We start from the raw sequence: 18,467 nt of genomic DNA, 5'->3' as shown, positions 1-18,467 counted from the left end.
TGCCCATGAACAGCCAAGTGGATACCGAGCGTGCACAAGACCTGGAACGGCGCCTGCGCGCCTATGAAGAACTGGAGGGCAGGGCGCACTGGCCCGGCGCGCTGAAGGCAACGGACGTCATCGCCCTTGCCGTGCTGACCCTGGTCATGGTGGTCGGCGCGTATGTGCTGGGGGGCCAGCCATGAGCCGGGCCAGAGAGCAGGAATTTCGCCTGGCCGCCGAACGCGGCGACACGCCCTTGCTGCCGGGTGAACGGGTCTGGGGCTTCTGGGGCTATGCCTACGCCAACTCGGCGTTGGCGGTGGCCACCTGGGTGTTTTTGATCGGCGGTGCCACCGCGCTGTTCGTCGGGCCGTTGCAAGGGATTGCCGCGATCATCATCGGCAACATCATCGGCGTGGTACTGGCGGCATCGTCCACCTGCCTGCCGTGTGGCAAATATGGCGTCGAGCAGTTCACCTTCCTGCGCAGCATGTTCGGCGTCAATGGCAGCCGCCTGGTGTACATCCTCTCGGTGGTGATACTGACCATGGGCTGGCTGGCGGTGCTGGGGTTGATGTGCGGGCGGGCGCTGGACAACCTGGAAACCCTGCTACAGCACAGCGAGCCCGACGCCGGCGACTGGCTGGTGACCGCCGGGGCCCTGCTGGCCATCGTGCTGGCGGCGCTGGTGGCCATGCGCGGGCCCGACATGATCCGCCGCCTGAGCGCGGTGATCGCGCCCAGCCTGATCCTGATCATGCTGGCGCTGATGTACTTCATCTCCCGCCGTTACAGCTTCGGCGAACTGTTGGCGATGCCGCCTTTGCAGCCACCCTTCGAAAACCCGCACGTCAACTTCATGATCGCGGTGGAAATCAACATCGCCGCAGGGTTCTCCTGGTGGCCCTACATCGGCAACCTGTCGCGCCTGTGCAGCAACCAGCGCACGGCCTTCTGGCCCAACCTGGTGGGCATCTTCGGCGCCGCTTCGCTGGGCGAGTCGGTCAGCCTGTTCGCCGCCACCACCCTGGGCAGCAGCGACCCTACGGTCTGGATGCGGCTGGCCGGCGGCATGACCTTCGGCGTCATCGCCCTGAGCTTCCTGGCGCTGGCCAACCTGACCGGCATGGTCAACATCCTCTACACCGCGGTGATCGGCCTGCGGCAACTGGCCGGGGAGCGTTTGCGCAGCCTGGGCTGGGGGGTATTGATCGGGCTGTTCTGCATCATACCGGTGGTAATCGTGCTGTTGGCCCCGGGTATCTACGACGGCTTCTTCATCTTCCTGGTGTGGACCTCGGCACTGAACAGCGCCCTGGCCGGCATTGGCATTGCCGATTACTTCTTCCTGCGCAAGCAGCGCCTGAACCTACGCCATCTGTATGCCGAGCAAAGCGGCTCGCCGCTGCGCTTCTGCAAGGGTTTCAACCCCATCGCGCTGCTGGCGCTGGTGGCAGGCTTTGCCATCTACGTGGTGGTGTTCAACCCGCAGACCCTGGCCCATACCGACTTCTTCACCTTCGCCACCGCCTCGCTGCCGTCCTGCCTGTTGGCCGGGCTGGTGCATTACGGGCTGACCCGTCTGCTGGCTACGCGCCTGGGCTGGGGCGGCTACCCAAAGGGCAATGAAAGCACCATCGAGGCCGCAGGCCTTCGCGTACAGGACTAGAACAATGAACAAACGATACGACTACATCATCATCGGCGCAGGCTCTGCCGGCTGCGTCCTGGCCAACCGCCTCAGCGAAGACCCTGCCACCACGGTGCTGGTGCTGGAGTTCGGCGGCAGCGACCGCAGTGTGCTGATCCAGATGCCCAGTGCGTTTTCCTTGCCGATGAACACCAAGAAGTACAACTGGCGCTACGAGACCGCCGCCGAAACCCACCTGGACGGCCGACGCCTGCACTGCCCAAGGGGCAAGGTGCTGGGTGGGTCGTCCTCGATCAACGGCCTGGTCTACATCCGTGGCCATGCCTGCGACTTCGATGAGTGGGAAAGCCTGGGCGCGAACGGCTGGGGTTATCGCAACTGCCTGCCGTACTTCAAGCGCGCCGAAAATTTCAAGTTCGGCGGCGACGACTACCGTGGTGGCGCCGGGCCGCTCGCCACCAACAACGGCAACAACATGCAGAACCCGCTGTACGGCGCCTGGATAGAAGCCGGTGCCGAGGCCGGCTACATCAAGACCGACGACTGCAATGGCTACATGCAGGAAGGCTTCGGCGCCATGCACATGACCGTGAAGGATGGGGTGCGCTGGTCCACCGCCAATGCCTACCTGCGCCCTGCCATGAGCCGGCCGAACCTGACCGTCGTGACCCACGCCATGACCCGGCGCATCCTGCTCGATGGCAAGCGGGCGGTGGGGGTCGAGTACGACGAAGGCGGCCAGACCCACACGGTTCATTGCAGCCGCGAAGTGCTGGTGGCATCCGGCCCGATCGGCTCGCCGCACCTGCTGCAGCGCTCGGGTATCGGCCCCGAGGCGGTGCTGAAAAAGGCCGGGATCAAGGTGCTTCATGCCCTGCCGGGTGTGGGCGAGAACCTGCAGGACCACTCGGAAATCTACATCCAGTACGCCTGCAAGGAGCCGGTGACGCTCAACGGCAAGATGAGCCTGCTGGGCAAGGCGATGATCGGCCTGCGCTGGTTGCTGTTCAAAGATGGCCTGGGCGCCAGCAACCATTTTGAGGCAGGTGGTTTCATCCGCTCGGCCAAGGGGCTGCGCTGGCCGGACATTCAGTTCCACTTCCTGCCGGCGGCGATGCGCTATGACGGCGACAAACCCTTCAAAGGCCATGGTTTCATGGTGCTGACCGGGCCGAACAAACCCAAGAGCCGCGGGCATGTGCGGGCGCTGTCGGCCGACCCTTACCAGCACCCGGAAATCCGCTTCAACTACCTGCAACGTGAAGAGGACCGCGAGGGCTTCCGCCGCTGCGTGCGCCTGACCCGCGAGATCATTGCCCAGCCGGCGATGGACCGTTTCCGCGGCGAGGAACTGGCGCCCGGGCCGCAGGTGCAGACCGATGAGCAGATCGATGCCTTCGTGCGTGCCAACATGGAAAGCACCATGCACCCCTGCGGCTCGTGCCGCATGGGCGAGGACGACATGGCGGTGGTCGACTCGGCGTTGCGTGTGCACGGCTTGCAGGGGCTGCGGGTGATCGACTCGTCGGTGTTCCCGAGCGAGCCCAACGGCAACCTCAATGCGCCGACCATCATGCTCGCCGAGCGCGCTGCCGACCTGGTGCGCGGGCGCGAGCCGCTGGCGCCGGCCGATGTGCCGGTCGGGTTGGTAGAGGATTGGCAGGATCAACAGCGCAGCCGCGCACCACGGCGCGAGGTGCGCACAGGTTGAAACATCCCTAGTACGGACTGTAGGAACCCCAGCGGACGCGCTATTGCTGTGGGAGCGGGCTCGCCCCGCGAATGGCGCGGCGGGGTGTATGGCACCGGCTTCGCCGGTATTCGCGGGGGCACACCTGTTTTAGACGCGAAAGCGAGGCTTGGACTGATAGCGCTCCATTGTAGTGATATCAATACAGCGCAGGGCAGGGCACGGTATACGACGCTTCGGTGTCGTACACCGTGCCCTTTAGCCTTGCCACTGGAGTGGCTTCATTACAGTGGCAAAAGTTGATAGTTGCACAGAACCCCGTGTTTAGTGGCCTGTACTCCTTGGCACAGTCCTTGCTGATTCCCTTGTGCTCGTCCGGATGTTTCACGGCATATCCGGCCAGAAAGTTGAACTTGTGACGTTATAAAAACAATTAAACTAGCAAGGTAAATAACAATGAATAACCTGCCGCAAGGTCACTGTCCGCCTGAGGATGACACGCACGAACTCAAGCGTAATCTTTCCAACCGCCACATCCAGTTGATCGCCATCGGCGGTGCGATTGGCACCGGCCTGTTCATGGGCTCTGGCAAGACCATCAGCCTGGCTGGGCCTTCGATCATCTTCGTCTACATGATCATCGGCTTCATGCTGTTTTTCGTCATGCGGGCCATGGGCGAACTGCTCTTGTCCAACTTGCAGTACAAGTCGTTCATCGATTTTTCCGCCGATTTGTTAGGCCCGTGGGCAGGCTTTTTCACGGGCTGGACTTACTGGTTTTGCTGGATCGTCACCGGGATTGCCGATGTGATCGCCATTTCCGCCTATTCACAATTCTGGTTCCCGGATATTCCCTTGTGGTTGCCGGCGCTGGGCTGCGTCGGGCTGTTGCTGAGCCTCAACCTGATGACGGTGAAGATGTTCGGTGAACTGGAGTTCTGGTTCGCCATGATCAAGATCGTGGCCATTTGCGCATTGGTCTGCACTGGGGTGTACATGGTGGCGGCAGCCTACCAGTCGCCCGCTGGCAACGTCGCCACGCTGGCCAACCTGTGGAACGACGACGGGATGTTCCCCCATGGCCTCATGGGCTTCTTCGCCGGCTTCCAGATTGCGGTGTTCGCCTTCGTCGGCATCGAGCTGGTCGGCACCACGGCTGCCGAAACCAAGAACCCGGAACGCAACCTGCCGCGGGCCATCAACTCCATTCCGCTGCGCATCATCGTCTTCTACGTGCTGGCGTTGATCGCCATCATGGCCGTTACCCCCTGGCGAGATGTGGTGGCCAACAAGAGCCCCTTCGTCGAGCTGTTCGTGCTGGCCGGGCTACCCGCCGCAGCGGGCATCATCAACTTCGTGGTGCTGACGTCAGCGGCGTCTTCGGCCAACAGCGGCGTGTTCTCGACCAGCCGCATGCTCTACGGCCTGGCGATGGAAGGTGATGCACCGGGCACGTTCAGCGCACTGTCGCGCCGCGCCGTGCCGTCCAACGGCCTGATCTTCTCTTGTGTGTGCCTGACCGCCGGTGCGCTGGTGATCTACCTGGTGCCCAACATGCTCGACGCCTTCACCCTGATCACCACGGTGTCGGCCCTGCTGTTCATGTTCGTCTGGTCGATGATCCTGCTGTCGTACCTGGCGTACCGCAAGCAGCGCGACCACCTGCACCGTGCGTCGAAATTCAAGATGCCGGGCGGCACCATCATGTGCTGGGTGTGCCTGGCGTTCTTCGCCTTCATCCTCGGCTTGCTGGCCCTGGAAGCGGACACCCGCATGGCGTTGTTCGCCATGCCGGTGTGGTTCGCGCTGCTGGGCCTGTTCTACCGGTCCATCCGCCAGAAAAAACAGGGGAACAGCGCGTTGTCCTTCGAAGCGGATTGATCGCCAACGTCACGTTTACCCAGGGGGACAGCGCAGGGTGCGCCGTCCCCCTGTTGTCGTTTTGCCAACCAGGGAATCACGATGAGAATCCACGTCACCTTCATCGACCGCGTCGGCATCACCCAGGAAATCCTGGCACTGCTGGGGGCGCGCAACCTCAACCTGGATGCGGTGGAAATGATCCCGCCCAACGTCTACATCGACGCCCCGGCGCTGCAGCAGGCAGTGCTGGACGAACTGCATGCTGCGCTGTTGCGGGTGGCCGGTGTGCAGGCGGTCAAGCTGGTCGACTTCCTGCCCGGCCATCGCCGACGCCTGCAACTGGAGGCGCTGCTGGCGGCGATGAGTGACCCGGTGCTGGCGGTGGACGCTGGCGGCCATGTGCTGCTGGCCAACCCTACGCTGGTCAGCCTGATTGGCCGCGAGCCGGCCGGTGAGCCGTTGTCGCGGCTGTTTGCCGAGGCAGACCTGGCGCAAACCTTGATCGACAAGGGCTTTCGCCTGCCCATGTGCGAGGTGGGTTTCCAGGGCCAGGCGCTGTTGCTGGAAGCCACGCCCATCAGTGGCGGTGCCGAGGCCCTGGTCGGCGGCCTGCTCACCCTTTACCCGCCAAGCCGCATCGGCGAGCGCCTGGCGTCGTTGCTGCACGACCCTGGCGAAGGGCTGGACGGGCTGCTCGGTGACTCGACCGCGCTCAAGGAACTCAAGGTGCGCCTGCACAAAGTGGCCGGCCTTGAAGCGCCGCTGCTGATCCAGGGTGAGACAGGCACCGGCAAGGAGCTGGTCGCCCGTGCCTGCCATGCCCTCAGCGCCCGGCGTGATGCGTCGTTTCTGGCGCTCAACTGTGCTGCACTGCCAGAGAGCCTGGCCGAAAGCGAACTGTTCGGCTACGCCGCCGGCGCCTTCACTGGCGCACAGCGCGGCGGCAAGCCTGGCCTGCTGGAGCTGGGCGATGGCGGTACGGTGTTTCTCGATGAGGTGGGGGAGATGTCGCCCTACCTGCAGGCCAAGCTGTTGCGTTTTCTCAATGACGGCAGCTTCCGTCGGGTGGGCGGCGGCGGTGAGGTGCGGGTGAATGTCCGGGTGGTCTGTGCGACCCACCGCAACCTGGAAAACATGGTGCTCGAAGGCAGCTTTCGTGAAGACCTCTACTACCGCCTCAACGTGCTCAACCTGAAGGTGCCGCCCTTGCGCGAGCGTGGCAAGGACATCCTGCTGCTGGCCGAGCACTTCCTGCGCCAGGCCTGCGCGCAGATCCAGCGCTCGCCCTGCCGGCTGGCGCTGGCCACCCACCCGTTGCTGCTGGGCAACCGCTGGGCGGGCAACGTGCGCCAGTTGCAGAACGTGGTGTTCCGTGCGGCAGCCATCAGCGAAGGGGAGGTGATCGACTGCGACGACCTGGAACTGGCCGGCACCGCCCTGAGCAGCCAGCAGCCTGACGCCCAAGCGGTCATCAGCCTGGAAGCAGCGGTGCAGGGGTTTGAAAAGTCCCTGCTGGAAAACCTGTATGCGACGTACCCCTCGACCCGGCAATTGGCTGCTCGCCTGCAGACCTCGCACACGGCTATCGGCCAGCGCTTGCGCAAATACGGCATCGCCAGCCGGCCCTCGTAGCCGCCCTGGTGCCAATACGTTCCAGTGGAGTGAATGCACTCCACTGGAACGGGGCCCCCTCATTCATTGGTACGCCCCTTCAAGGGCGCCTCTCGGCGCGACGCGCTGGAGTTGTTTCGTTCCGCAGAAGCCGTTTGAAAATGATCCAAAATTTCAACTAACTAGTTGAAATTAAAGGATTTATACAAGTTGGCATCGCCCTTGCTCTTGTAGTTTCAGTCCTGGACCGGGACCTACCTGATAACAAGAGAGGAAGACCCATGAGCACGCTGCGTTTTACCCCCGAGCACGAATGGCTGCGTCTGGAAGCGACTGGCGAGTTGACCGTCGGCATCACCACCTATGCCCAGGAGGCGCTGGGTGACGTGGTGTTCGTGCAGTTGCCGGAGCCGGGCGAGTACGCCGAGGGCAATGAAGTCGCGGTGCTGGAGTCGGTGAAGGCCGCCAGCAACATCAGCATGCCCCTGAACGGTAGCGTGGTGGCGGTCAACCAAGCCCTGGCCGACGACCCGGAACTGGTCAATGCCTCACCGATGCAGGACGGCTGGTTCTTCCGCATCCAGGTCGCCAACCTCGCCGACCTCGACACCTTGATGGACCAGGAAGGCTATGAGTGCTTCCTGGCCGACAACGCCTGAACCAGGGTATCGACATGACCAACGCACCTGTCGCATTGACCACGGATAACGCGTTCATCGCACGTCACATCGGCCCTCGTGAGCACGACATCGAGGCGATGCTGGCGCTGACCGGCCACGACACCCTGGATGCCCTGATCGACAGCGTCATCCCCGACAGCATCAAGGGCACCAGCGTGCTCGCGCTGAGCAAAGGGCAGGGCGAGGCTGAAGCCCTGGCAGCACTCAAGGCCATCGCCGCGAAGAACCTGCTGTTTGGCAACCACATCGGCCAAGGTTACTACCCGTGCCATACGCCGACGCCGATCCTGCGCAACCTGCTGGAAAACCCGGCCTGGTACACCGCGTACACGCCTTACCAGCCAGAGATTTCTCAAGGCCGCCTGGAAGCGCTGCTCAATTTCCAGACCCTGGTCAGCGACCTCACCGGCATGCAGATCGCCAACGCCTCCTTGCTCGACGAGGCCACCGCCGCCGCCGAAGCCATGACCTTCTGCAAACGCCTGGCCAAGAGCAAGGCGCCGGCGTTCTTTGCCTCCCGCCATTGCCACCCGCAGACCCTCGACGTGCTGCGCACCCGCGCCCAACCCCTGGGCATAGAAGTGGTCATCGGTGATGAAGCGGCGCTGTTGGGGCAAAGCCTTGAGCCATACTTCGGCCTGCTGCTGCAGTACCCGGCCAGCACCGGCGCCATCGCCGACCACCGCAGCCTGGTAGCACGCGCCCATGCCGTCGGTGCGTTGGTGGCGGTGTCTGCCGACCTGCTGGCGTTGACCTTGCTGACCCCACCGGGTGAATTTGATGCCGATGTGGTGCTGGGCAGCGCTCAGCGCTTCGGCGTGCCGCTGGGCTTCGGTGGCCCGCACGCGGCGTATTTTGCAACCCGCGATGCGTTCAAGCGCGACATGCCCGGCCGCCTGGTCGGTGTGTCCATCGACCGCTTCGGCAACCCGGCCCTGCGCCTGGCCATGCAGACCCGCGAGCAACACATCCGTCGTGAGAAGGCGACCAGCAACATCTGCACCGCGCAGGTGCTGCTGGCCAACATTGCCAGCATGTATGCGGTCTACCATGGCCCCGCGGGGCTGGCGCAGATTGCCCGGCGGGTTCACCGCCTGACCGCGATCCTGGTGCAAGGGCTGCAGCAGCTTGGGCACCTGGTGGAGCAGGCGCACTTCTTCGACACCGTCAGCGTGGTGACTGCCCAGCCTGTGGCCGAGGTGCTGGCCGCCGCCCAGGGTGCGCAGTTGAACTTGCGCCTGATTGACCAGACCCGCGTCGGCCTGTCGCTGGATGAAACCTGCGAGCAGGCCAGTGTCGAGGCCTTGTGGCAGGTGTTCGCCGCCCCTGGCCAGGCGCTGCCCGATTTCGCCGCCCTGGCCGCTGACAGTGGCGATCGCCTGCCGGCGCAACTGCTGCGCGAAACCGCGTTCCTGCAGCACCCGGTGTTCAACCGCTACCACTCTGAAACAGAGCTGATGCGCTACCTGCGTAGCCTGGCCGACAAGGACCTGGCCCTGGACCGCACCATGATCGCGCTGGGCTCGTGCACCATGAAGCTCAACGCCGCCAGTGAGATGATCCCGATCACATGGCCCGAGTTCGGCAACCTGCACCCGTTCGCCCCGGCCGAACAGTCACTCGGTTACCGCCAGTTGACCGATGAACTGCAGGCCATGCTCTGCGAGGCCACCGGTTATGACGCAATGTCGCTGCAGCCCAACGCCGGCTCCCAAGGTGAATACGCAGGCCTGTTGGCCATCCGCGCCTACCATGCCAGCCGCGGCGAAGCGGGCCGCGATGTGTGCCTGATCCCGTCGTCGGCCCATGGCACCAACCCGGCCACGGCACAGATGGCCGGCATGCGTGTGGTGGTGGTCAACTGCGACGAGCGTGGCAACGTCGATGTGGCCGACCTGCAAGCCAAGGCCGAGCAGCACCGCGACCAGTTGGCCGCGCTGATGATCACCTACCCCTCGACCCATGGCGTGTTCGAAGCGGGCATCACCCGCATCTGCGACATCATCCATGCGCACGGCGGCCAGGTGTACCTGGACGGCGCCAACATGAACGCCATGGTCGGTCTCTGCGCGCCGGGCAAGTTCGGTGGTGACGTGTCGCACCTGAACCTGCACAAGACCTTCTGCATCCCCCACGGCGGCGGCGGCCCCGGGGTCGGCCCGATCGGTGTCAAAGCGCACCTGGCGCCGTTCCTGCCCGGCCACGCGCACATGGCGCACAAAGAGGGCGCTGTCTGCGCGGCGCCTTATGGCAGCGCGAGCATCCTGCCGATCACCTGGATGTACATCCGCATGATGGGTGGGGAAGGGCTCAAGCGCGCCTCGCAGCTGGCCATTCTGAGTGCCAACTACATTGCCCGGCGGCTGGAGGAGCACTACCCGGTGCTGTACACCGGCGAGAACGGCCTGGTGGCCCACGAGTGCATCCTTGACCTGCGCCCGCTAAAGGACAGCAGTGGCATCAGCGTCGAAGACGTGGCCAAGCGCCTGATCGATTTCGGCTTCCACGCCCCGACCATGTCCTTCCCTGTGGCGGGCACGTTGATGGTCGAGCCGACCGAGAGTGAGTCCAAGGAAGAGCTCGACCGCTTCTGCGAGGCCATGATCTGCATCCGTGAGGAGATCCGCGCGGTGGAAAACGGCACCCTCGACAAGCTCGACAACCCGCTGAAGAACGCACCGCACACCGCCAGCGAACTGGTCGGCGAATGGCCCCATCGCTATGCCCGCGAGCTGGCGGTGTACCCGCTGCCAGCGCTGCGCGATAACAAGTACTGGCCGCCGGTGGGGCGCGTGGACAACGTCTACGGTGACCGCAACCTGGCGTGCGCCTGCCCACCCCTGTCGCTCTACCAGGATGCCTGACCGCTCGGGCCCGGACCCGGTCCGGGCCTTGCCTGCCCACAACAACAAGGAAGCACACGCATGTTCCATAAAAGCCTGACCCTGTCCGATTTCGACCCTGTGCTGCATGCGGCCATCAGCCGCGAAGTGCAGCGCCAGGAAGACCATATCGAGCTGATCGCCTCGGAGAACTACACCAGCCCGCAAGTGATGCAGGCCCAGGGCACCGAGCTGACCAACAAGTACGCCGAAGGCTACCCGGGCAAGCGCTACTACGGCGGCTGCGAACACGTCGATGTGGTTGAACAGTTGGCCATCGAACGTGCCAAGCAGCTGTTCGGTGCCGATTACGCCAACGTCCAGCCGCACTCTGGCTCTTCCGCCAACAGCGCGGTGTACCTGGCCCTGCTGCAAGCTGGCGATACCCTCCTGGGCATGAGCCTGGCCCACGGCGGCCACCTGACCCACGGCGCCAAGGTGTCGTCTTCGGGCAAGCTGTATAACGCTGTGCAGTACGGCATCAACACCGACACCGGCCTGATCGACTACGACGAAGTCGAGCGCCTGGCAGTCGAGCACAAGCCAAAGATGATTGTTGCCGGCTTCTCGGCCTACTCCAAGACCCTCGACTTCCCACGCTTTCGCGCCATCGCCGACAAGGTCGGTGCGCTGCTGTTCGTCGACATGGCCCACGTCGCCGGCCTGGTTGCCGCTGGCCTGTACCCCAACCCGCTGCCGTACGCCGACGTGGTCACCACCACCACCCACAAGACTTTGCGCGGCCCGCGTGGCGGCCTGATCCTGGCCAAGGCCAACGCAGACATCGAGAAAAAGCTCAACGCTGCCGTATTCCCAGGTGCCCAGGGCGGCCCGCTGATGCACGTCATCGCCGCCAAGGCTGTGTGCTTCAAGGAAGCGCTGGCGCCTGAGTTCAAGCGCTACCAGCAACAGGTCATCGAAAACGCCCAAGCCATGGCCCAGGTGTTCATCGAACGCGGTTACGACGTGGTTTCTGGCGGTACCGACAACCACCTGTTCCTGGTCAGCCTGATCCGCCAGGGCCTCACCGGAAAAGACGCCGACGCCGCCCTTGGCCGCGCGCACATCACCGTCAACAAGAACGCCGTGCCCAACGACCCGCAGTCGCCGTTCGTGACTTCGGGCCTGCGTATCGGCACCCCGGCCGTCACCACCCGCGGCTTTAAAGTCGCCCAGTGTGTGGCCCTGGCGGGCTGGGTCTGCGACATCCTCGACCACCTTGGTGATGCCGATGTCGAGGCCCAGGTGGCCGGGTCGGTGGCCAAGCTGTGTGCGGAGTATCCGGTCTACCGCGCCTGAATCGGCCGTGGATGAAGCCTCGTGGATGAAGCAACCGTGGATGAAGCCCTGACTGGCGGAGCATGAACATGAACCAGACCCTGACTGCGGCCACGCGCCCGCAGCCCCTGCAAGCCGGCGTGAAACTGCGAGGCGCCGAAAAGGTGGCGCGCATCCCGGTGAAGATTCTGCCCACCGAGGAAGTGCCGCGCAAACCCGACTGGATCCGCGTGGAAATCGCCACGTCCCCCGAGGTCGCCCGGGTCAAAGCGCTGCTGCGCAAGCACAAGCTGCACAGCGTCTGCGAAGAAGCCTCATGCCCGAACCTGGGCGAGTGCTTTTCCGCTGGCACGGCGACCTTCATGATCATGGGCGACATCTGCACTCGGCGTTGCCCGTTCTGCGACGTCGGCCATGGCCGGCCGAAACCGCTGGATGCCGATGAGCCGAAGCACCTGGCGATTGCCATTGCCGAGCTGCGCCTGAAGTACGTGGTGATCACCTCGGTGGACCGTGACGACCTGCGCGACGGCGGTGCCCAGCACTTCGTCGACTGCCTGCGCGAAATCCGCAAGCTGTCGCCGGGCACGACGCTGGAAACCCTGGTGCCGGATTACCGGGGGCGCATGGACGTGGCCCTGGCCATCACCGAGCAGGCGCCGCCAGATGTGTTCAACCATAACCTGGAGACCGTGCCGCGCCTGTACAAGGCGGCACGGCCGGGGTCGGACTTCGAGTGGTCGTTGGACCTGTTGGAGAACTTCAAGCGCCGGGTGCCCGGGGTGCCGACCAAGTCCGGGCTGATGCTGGGCCTGGGGGAAACCGACGACGAGGTGCTGGAAGTGATGCAGCGCATGCGCGAGCATCAGGTCGACATGCTGACGCTGGGGCAGTACCTGCAGCCTTCGCGCAGCCACCTGCCGGTGCAGCGGTTCGTGCACCCGGATACCTTTGCCTGGTTCGCCGAGCAGGCTGTGGCGATGGGCTTCAGGAATGTGGCGTCGGGGCCGCTGGTGCGCTCGTCCTACCATGCCGACCAGCAAGCCTTGCACGCGGTTCGCTAGACGCCGGGGCCGCAAAGCGGCCCCCCAGAAGCCATTAAAAAAAGCGCCCCTAAGGCCCTTATTGCATCGTTTTTCAGGGGCGTATGCGCGCTCTATAGTCCTCGCAGACCAGTCGAAACACCGTCGTGTTTCATCGATGCGAGACAATTACATGAATAACCAAGCAAAGGTCGCCCACGGCGTGCAGCCCGGTATCGGTACCCAGGTGGTGTGGGAGGGTGAACAGGTCGAGCACCCCTACAACGCCACCCAAACCCCGATCATCGCCAGTGCCGCCTACGGCTACCAGGACATCGACGCCTGGTACGACATCGCCCTGGGCAAACAACCTGGCTTCATCTACAGCCGCATGAGCAACCCGACGGTTGCGGTCCTTGAAGACAAACTGTGCGCCCTGGAACACGCCGAGTCGGCCGTGGCCTTCAGCACCGGCATGGCCGCCATCAGCGGTGTACTGCATACCTTCCTGTGCAACGGCAAGCGGGTGGTCTCGACCCGCGACAGCTACGGCGGCACCAACAAGATCTTCGAAGAGTTTCTGCCCCGCCAGGGCATCGAGGTGACGCTGTGCGACACCCTCGACAGTGAAGCCATGGAGCGTGAAATCGCTCGCGGTTGCGATGTGGTCTACCTGGAGACGCCGAGCAACCCGACGCTGAAAATCCTCGACATCCGCCGCCTGGTAGCCGCAGCCAAGCGTGTGGGGGCACTGGTGGTTGCCGATAACACCTTCGCCACGCCGCTGAACCAGAACCCGCTGCTGCTGGGCGTCGACGTGGTGGTGCACAGCGCGACCAAATTCCTGTCCGGGCATGGCGATGTGCTGGGCGGTGTCGTCTGCGGTGCCGAAACCTTGATGGCGCAGGTGCGACACTACCGTGAAATCAACGGCGCCTCGCTGGACCCGTTCTCCGCCTACTTGATCATTCGCGGCATCAAGACCCTGGCGCTGCGCCTGCGTCAGCAACAGGCCAGCGCCCAGGCCCTGGCCGAATACCTGTGCACCGAGCCGCTGGTGGAGTCGGTCAACTACCCCGGGTTGCCGCAGCACCCCGGCCACGCGATCGCTAACGCGCAGATGCGCGGTTTTGGCGCGATCGTCAGTTTCGTCCTGGCAGGCGGGATGGACACCGTCGTCGCGCTGCTGCCTAAGCTGCGCTATGCCCACCGCGCCGGCAACCTCGGTGCAGTGGAAACCATCTACGGGCCGGCACGGACAACCAGCCACGTGGAAAACACCCTGGAAGAGCGTCAGGCACTGGGCATTTCCGAAGGCCTGGTGCGGGTTTCGGTCGGCATCGAAGATACCGCTGACCTGCTGGCAGACCTGCGCCAGGCGTTCGCGACAGTGCGCGCCCAGCAGGGGCAGGGCAGCGACCGCTGCGATCGGCATGTTGAAGTGTCGACCTGAGGCGTTGGGCGCGCCCTTCCTGATTCATGAAAGCCATAACAATAACAGCCGCTGACACATCGACGGGGTCGGCCCCAGGGCCGCTTGCCGGTCGATTGCCAGCCACTTCATGAGAACTCGATTATGTCCACCGAACAATCAAAGCCGACGTCGGCCCACGCGGCCGGGTACAAGAAAGAGATGCACACCCGCCATATCGTCATGTTGGCGCTGGGCGGGGTGATCGGCACGGGCCTGTTTCTGACCTCGGGCTACACGGTCAACCAGGCTGGCCCCCTGGGCGCGGTGATCGCGTATTGCGTCGGCGCGGTGATGGTCTACCTGGTCATGGTCTGCCTGGGTGAGCTGGCGGTGCAGATGCCCGAAACCGGCTCGTTCAGCAGCTATGCCACCCGCTACCTGGGGCCAGGCACCGGCTACACGGTGGCCTGGTTGTACTGGCTGACCTGGACCGTGGCCATCGGCTCGGAATTCACCGCGGCGGGCATCCTGATGGTCCGCTGGTTTCCCGACACGCCGGTGTGGATCTGGAGCGCGCTGTTCGCCATCACGGTGCTGGTCAGCAACGTGGTGTCGGTGCGCCTGTTCGCCGAGACCGAATTCTGGCTGTCGCTGGTCAAGGTGCTGACGGTGATTGCCTTCATCGCCATCGGCGCTGGCGCCATCTTCGGCTTGTTCGATGTGCAGCATGTGCAGGGTATCGGGCTGTCCAACTTCACCCGCGAGGGCTTGTTCCCGACCGGCGTGCTGCCGATTGCGATGACGCTTCTGGCGGTGTCCTTTGCGTTTTCCGGTACCGAACTGATCGGCATTGCCGCCGGCGAGGCAAAAGACCCGCAGGTGAGCGTGCCCAAGGCTATTCGGACCACGGTGGTGCGCCTGGCGCTGTTCTTCGTCGGCACCATCATCGTGCTGGCCACCTTGCTGCCGCGCGAACAGGCAGGCCTGGTCGAAAGCCCGTTTGTCATGGTCTTCGACCTGATCGGCATCCCGTATTCGGCAGACATCATGAACTTCGTGATCCTCACTGCCTTGCTGTCGGCCGCCAACTCCGGGCTGTACGCGGCCTCACGGATGCTGTGGACGCTCAGTGACCAGGGCCATATGCCCAAGTGCTTCGCCCGCCTGTCGCCGCGTGGCACGCCGGTCAACGCGATCGTGCTGAGCATGGCCGGGGCCGCGGCGTCGCTGCTCAGCAGCGTGCTGGCACCGGACACGGTGTACCTGGCGCTGGTGTCGATTTCCGGCCTGGCGGTGGTGGTGGTGTGGATGAGCATTGCCGGCAGCCAGATCGCCTTCCGCCGCCATTACGTGGCCAATGGCGGGCGGGTCGAAGACCTGCACTTCAGGGTGCGCGGTTACCCCTGGGTGCCGCTGGGCGCGATTGCCTGCTGCGTGCTGGCCTGTGTCGGCATCGCCTTCGACCCCGAACAACGCGTCGCCCTGTACTTCGGCATCCCGTTCATTGGCTGGTGCTACTTCGTCTACTGGGTTACCCGCAACAAGCGTGCACAGCGGCTGGCGGCCCTGGCGCCGGCAGGTTCGAGTGTTGGCGTGAGCTGAGCCTTCCGGTTCATGATGCACGGACCCCACTGTGAACGAGGTCGTGTCGATGAAGCAAAAAACCCTGCCGCCGCTCAACTGGCTGCGGTCTTTCGAAGTGTCGGCACGCGCCTTGAACTTTACTCACGCAGCCGAGGAGCTGCACCTCACCCAGGGGGCGGTGAGCCAGCAGATTCGGCAACTCGAACACCACCTGGGCGTGGCCTTGTTCAAGCGTCTGCCCAGGGGCCTGGGCCTGACCGAAGAGGGGCAATCCTACCTGCCGGTGGTGCAGGATGCGATCAGCCGCCTGGCGGTGGGCACCAACGAGATCTTCGGCCAGCACCAGCGCGGGCCGGTGAAGGTGCGCGGCAGCTTGTCGTTCCTGCAGTACTGGCTGGCCCCGCGGCTGCCTGACTTCAGCCGCCAGCACCCGCACATCGACATCCGCTACATCAGCAACCTGTGGGTCAAGGCGCCGGATGGCGAGGACGACCTGGAAGTGCGCTGGGGCAATGGCGAATGGCCCGGGCTGCATGCCCAACGCTTGACCTGGGACGTGCTGGTGCCGGTCTGTTCGCCGGCGCTGATGGCGCGCTCGCCCATTCGCCAGCCGCGCGACCTCAGGCACCACCCGCTGCTGCATGTGCTGGGCTACGAGGAGGGCTGGGGCTACTGGCTCAAGCGGGTTGGCGCGGACGATGTCGATTACTCGCGGGGGCTGCAGTTCGACACGCTGGTGTCCACCATTCGCATGGCCGAACTGGGGCAGGGGGTGGCGCTGGCGCGATCGTCCGTGGTCGAGGACCTGCTCAGGGACGGCCAACTGGTCGCACCCTTCAGCCAGCGCATCGAAGCGAGCGAATCGTTTTACCTGGTACGCGAGCAAGGGCGGCCACTGCCACCCGATGCTGCGCTGTTTTCATCCTGGCTGGTGGCACACGCGCACCGGCCTTCGTAACCCTGGGGAGTTTTCATGCATTACGTCAGTACCCGCAACGCTGATGTGCGAGCGGACTTCCGTGAAGTCGTGCTGTCGGGGCCTGCCGCCGATGGCGGGCTGTATGTGCCGGCGTACTTGCCGGTAATCAGCCCTGAGGCGATTGCCAGTTGGTCCTGGCTGCCCTTCGATGAGCTGGTCTGGCGGGTCATCGCGCCCTTTGTCGGCGATGCCATTGATGACCCGTGCTTGCGCGTGCTGCTCAGCGACAGCTACCAGGCCTTCAGCCACCGCGCGATCACACCCTTGCAGCAGATTGGCCATAACGAATGGATCCTGCAGTTGTTCCATGGCCCCACACGCACCTCGAAGGACTTCGCCGCGCAGCTCCAGGCGCGGCTGGTCAGCCACTTTCTGACGCGCTCCGGCGGCGAGGCACTGGTGGTCGGGGCCACCAATGGTGATACCGGCATTGCCGCGATCGAGGCCTTTGCGTCCAGGCCCAATGTGCGCCTGGCCATTCTCTACCCGCAGGGCGAGATCCCGGCAGACCGCCTTGTCGCCTTGCAGGCGGCGGACCCCGCCAGTGTTCAGCTGCTGCCGGTGGAGGGCAGTTTCGACGACTGTCAGACCCTGGTAGCACGGCTGTTTCGTGCCTGGCCGCTGGAGGGTTTGATACCGGTGTGTTTCAACTCGACCAACTGGGTAGGGGTGCTGGCGCAGATCGTGTTCTACTTCCACGCGGCCCTGCAATTGGGTGGCGGCACCCGGCCGGTTGCATTCAGCGTACCGGCGGCAAGCTTCGCGGAAATCTACGCCGGCTTCATTGCGCAGAAAATGGGGTTGCCGATCAACCAGGTGATCGTTTCGACCAACAGCAACGATGCCCTTCACCGTTTCCTTCATCGCAACCGCTACGCCCCCCATGCCAGTCAGCGGACGTCGTCACCGGCCATGGACTTTTCGCTGTATTCGAACCTGGAGCGCTTCATCTGGGAGCTGTATGGGCGCAGCGGCAGCCGTGTCGCAGCGCTGATGGAGCATTTCGAGGCCTGTGGTGAATTGAGCATCGGCAATGCGCAATGGCTTGAGGCGCGGGTGTTGTTCGACTCCTATGCGGTGGACGACGCCGAAGTACGCCGCGAAGTCATCACCCTGCGCGAGCAAGCGGCAACACTGGTCGACCCTCACACAGCCGTCGGCGCACTGGCGGGCCGCATGCATCGGCGCAGCCTGGGTGCGCCGATGGTGACCCTGGGCCAGATCGCGCCAAGCAAGTCTGCCGCGCTGCTGGCGCAGCTGGGTGTCTGGGAGGGTGAGCTGGCCTGCCTGCCACCGGTGCAAGAGGGCCCACCGGCGTTGCATCGGGGTGACCTGGATGGCTTGTGCAAGGCCTTGCTGGCGGCGCAGTCGAGGCCCGCATGAAGCGTATTCTCGACCCGCTGGACGAGCGCATCCTTGCCGAACTGACCGCCAACGCACGCATCGCCCACGCCGAGCTCGGGGCCAAGGTGAACCTGTCGCGCAATGCGGTGCGCCAGCGTATCGAACGGCTTGAGCGCGACGGTGCGATACAGGGCTATACGGTTAGGCTGGGGGACGCCCGCCGGCCATCGTCGTTGATCAGTGCGGTGATTTTCGTCTATCGCTACGACCGCATGCGCGGTGACGACGTGCTGGCCACCTTGCGGAGCATCCCCGAGGTGGTGCAGTGCGAAGTGCTCAGCGGCGAGTTTGACCTGATGCTCAGGGTCGATGCCGCTACCCCGGAGCGGGTCCACGCCGTGTGGAAAGAAATCGCCGGCATCAAGGGTGTTGAAAACACCGTCACCTCCTTCGTCCTCTCCGCCGTCTTTTAACCCCGCTTCTATCC

Annotated in this window: 14 protein-coding genes; all 14 read left to right on the top strand. The window is 64.2% G+C overall.

Going from position 1 to position 18,467, the window contains the following annotated elements:
• Nucleotides 1-5: 5 nt before the first annotated feature.
• The 14 genes from HU770_RS03755 (at nucleotide 6) to HU770_RS03690 (ending at nucleotide 18,453) form a co-directional block, all read left to right on the top strand.
• Nucleotides 6-185, top strand: coding sequence for a hypothetical protein (locus HU770_RS03755; RefSeq protein WP_033698618.1), 180 nt, complete (start codon nucleotides 6-8; stop codon nucleotides 183-185).
• Nucleotides 182-1,651: a cytosine permease gene (locus HU770_RS03750; protein ID WP_186663064.1), complete on the top strand. Its 1,470-nt coding sequence runs from the start codon at nucleotides 182-184 to the stop codon at nucleotides 1,649-1,651. The genes HU770_RS03755 and HU770_RS03750 overlap by 4 nt, the downstream gene beginning before the upstream one ends.
• Nucleotides 1,652-1,655: 4 nt before the next feature.
• A complete protein-coding gene (gene betA, locus HU770_RS03745; protein ID WP_186663063.1) occupies nucleotides 1,656-3,344 on the top strand; it encodes a choline dehydrogenase in 1,689 nt (562 codons plus the stop codon).
• A 435-nt stretch (nucleotides 3,345-3,779) separates the two neighbouring features.
• Complete coding sequence (gene cycA, locus HU770_RS03740; RefSeq protein ID WP_186663062.1) at nucleotides 3,780-5,204, top strand: D-serine/D-alanine/glycine transporter; 1,425 nt, start codon at nucleotides 3,780-3,782, stop codon at nucleotides 5,202-5,204.
• Between the two features lie 81 nt (nucleotides 5,205-5,285).
• Complete coding sequence (locus HU770_RS03735; protein ID WP_186661564.1) at nucleotides 5,286-6,818, top strand: sigma-54-dependent transcriptional regulator; 1,533 nt, start codon at nucleotides 5,286-5,288, stop codon at nucleotides 6,816-6,818.
• A gap of 260 nt (nucleotides 6,819-7,078) precedes the next feature.
• A complete protein-coding gene (gene gcvH / locus HU770_RS03730; protein WP_047583409.1) occupies nucleotides 7,079-7,456 on the top strand; it encodes a glycine cleavage system protein GcvH in 378 nt (125 codons plus the stop codon).
• 14 nt (nucleotides 7,457-7,470) lie between these two features.
• On the top strand, nucleotides 7,471-10,341 hold the full coding sequence (gene gcvP, locus HU770_RS03725) for an aminomethyl-transferring glycine dehydrogenase (protein ID WP_186663061.1): 2,871 nt from the start codon (nucleotides 7,471-7,473) through the stop codon (nucleotides 10,339-10,341).
• A gap of 60 nt (nucleotides 10,342-10,401) precedes the next feature.
• On the top strand, nucleotides 10,402-11,658 hold the full coding sequence (gene glyA, locus HU770_RS03720; protein ID WP_186663060.1) for a serine hydroxymethyltransferase: 1,257 nt from the start codon (nucleotides 10,402-10,404) through the stop codon (nucleotides 11,656-11,658).
• Nucleotides 11,659-11,726: 68 nt separating this feature from the next.
• The gene (gene lipA, locus HU770_RS03715; RefSeq protein ID WP_238338660.1) at nucleotides 11,727-12,701 is read left to right on the top strand and encodes a lipoyl synthase; all 975 of its coding nucleotides are present in this window, start codon (nucleotides 11,727-11,729) and stop codon (nucleotides 12,699-12,701) included.
• Nucleotides 12,702-12,852: 151 nt separating this feature from the next.
• Nucleotides 12,853-14,112 carry a cystathionine gamma-synthase family protein gene (locus HU770_RS03710; RefSeq protein ID WP_186660997.1) on the top strand — a complete coding sequence of 420 codons (1,260 nt, stop codon included), beginning with the start codon at nucleotides 12,853-12,855 and terminating at the stop codon, nucleotides 14,110-14,112.
• A 123-nt stretch (nucleotides 14,113-14,235) separates the two neighbouring features.
• Nucleotides 14,236-15,675, top strand: a complete 1,440-nt coding sequence (locus tag HU770_RS03705; protein ID WP_186663059.1) for an amino acid permease — start codon at nucleotides 14,236-14,238, stop codon at nucleotides 15,673-15,675.
• Nucleotides 15,676-15,724: 49 nt separating this feature from the next.
• Nucleotides 15,725-16,615, top strand: coding sequence for a LysR substrate-binding domain-containing protein (locus HU770_RS03700; protein ID WP_033698604.1), 891 nt, complete (start codon nucleotides 15,725-15,727; stop codon nucleotides 16,613-16,615).
• 15 nt (nucleotides 16,616-16,630) lie between these two features.
• A complete protein-coding gene (thrC, locus tag HU770_RS03695; RefSeq protein WP_047583404.1) occupies nucleotides 16,631-18,019 on the top strand; it encodes a threonine synthase in 1,389 nt (462 codons plus the stop codon).
• A complete protein-coding gene (locus tag HU770_RS03690) occupies nucleotides 18,016-18,453 on the top strand; it encodes an Lrp/AsnC family transcriptional regulator (RefSeq protein ID WP_047583424.1) in 438 nt (145 codons plus the stop codon). Before thrC ends, HU770_RS03690 begins: the two co-directional genes overlap by 4 nt.
• The last annotated feature ends 14 nt before the right edge of the window (nucleotides 18,454-18,467 follow it).

The sequence above is a fragment of the Pseudomonas sp. SWRI68 genome (assembly GCF_014269165.1).
GTDB classification, from domain to species: domain Bacteria; phylum Pseudomonadota; class Gammaproteobacteria; order Pseudomonadales; family Pseudomonadaceae; genus Aquipseudomonas; species Aquipseudomonas capeferrum.
This window is presented reverse-complemented; position numbering and strand designations above follow the sequence as displayed.

Bases quoted from the DNA above. Each gene is read 5' to 3' on its own strand.
- HU770_RS03755 (WP_033698618.1), top strand. From the start codon at position 6: ATGAACAGCCAAGTGGATACCGAGCGTGCACAAGACCTGGAACGGCGC.
- HU770_RS03750 (WP_186663064.1), top strand. From the start codon at position 182: ATGAGCCGGGCCAGAGAGCAGGAATTTCGCCTGGCCGCCGAACGCGGC.
- betA (WP_186663063.1), top strand. From the start codon at position 1,656: ATGAACAAACGATACGACTACATCATCATCGGCGCAGGCTCTGCCGGC.
- cycA (WP_186663062.1), top strand. From the start codon at position 3,780: ATGAATAACCTGCCGCAAGGTCACTGTCCGCCTGAGGATGACACGCAC.
- HU770_RS03735 (WP_186661564.1), top strand. From the start codon at position 5,286: ATGAGAATCCACGTCACCTTCATCGACCGCGTCGGCATCACCCAGGAA.
- gcvH (WP_047583409.1), top strand. From the start codon at position 7,079: ATGAGCACGCTGCGTTTTACCCCCGAGCACGAATGGCTGCGTCTGGAA.
- gcvP (WP_186663061.1), top strand. From the start codon at position 7,471: ATGACCAACGCACCTGTCGCATTGACCACGGATAACGCGTTCATCGCA.
- glyA (WP_186663060.1), top strand. From the start codon at position 10,402: ATGTTCCATAAAAGCCTGACCCTGTCCGATTTCGACCCTGTGCTGCAT.
- lipA (WP_238338660.1), top strand. From the start codon at position 11,727: ATGAACCAGACCCTGACTGCGGCCACGCGCCCGCAGCCCCTGCAAGCC.
- HU770_RS03710 (WP_186660997.1), top strand. From the start codon at position 12,853: ATGAATAACCAAGCAAAGGTCGCCCACGGCGTGCAGCCCGGTATCGGT.
- HU770_RS03705 (WP_186663059.1), top strand. From the start codon at position 14,236: ATGTCCACCGAACAATCAAAGCCGACGTCGGCCCACGCGGCCGGGTAC.
- HU770_RS03700 (WP_033698604.1), top strand. From the start codon at position 15,725: ATGAAGCAAAAAACCCTGCCGCCGCTCAACTGGCTGCGGTCTTTCGAA.
- thrC (WP_047583404.1), top strand. From the start codon at position 16,631: ATGCATTACGTCAGTACCCGCAACGCTGATGTGCGAGCGGACTTCCGT.
- HU770_RS03690 (WP_047583424.1), top strand. From the start codon at position 18,016: ATGAAGCGTATTCTCGACCCGCTGGACGAGCGCATCCTTGCCGAACTG.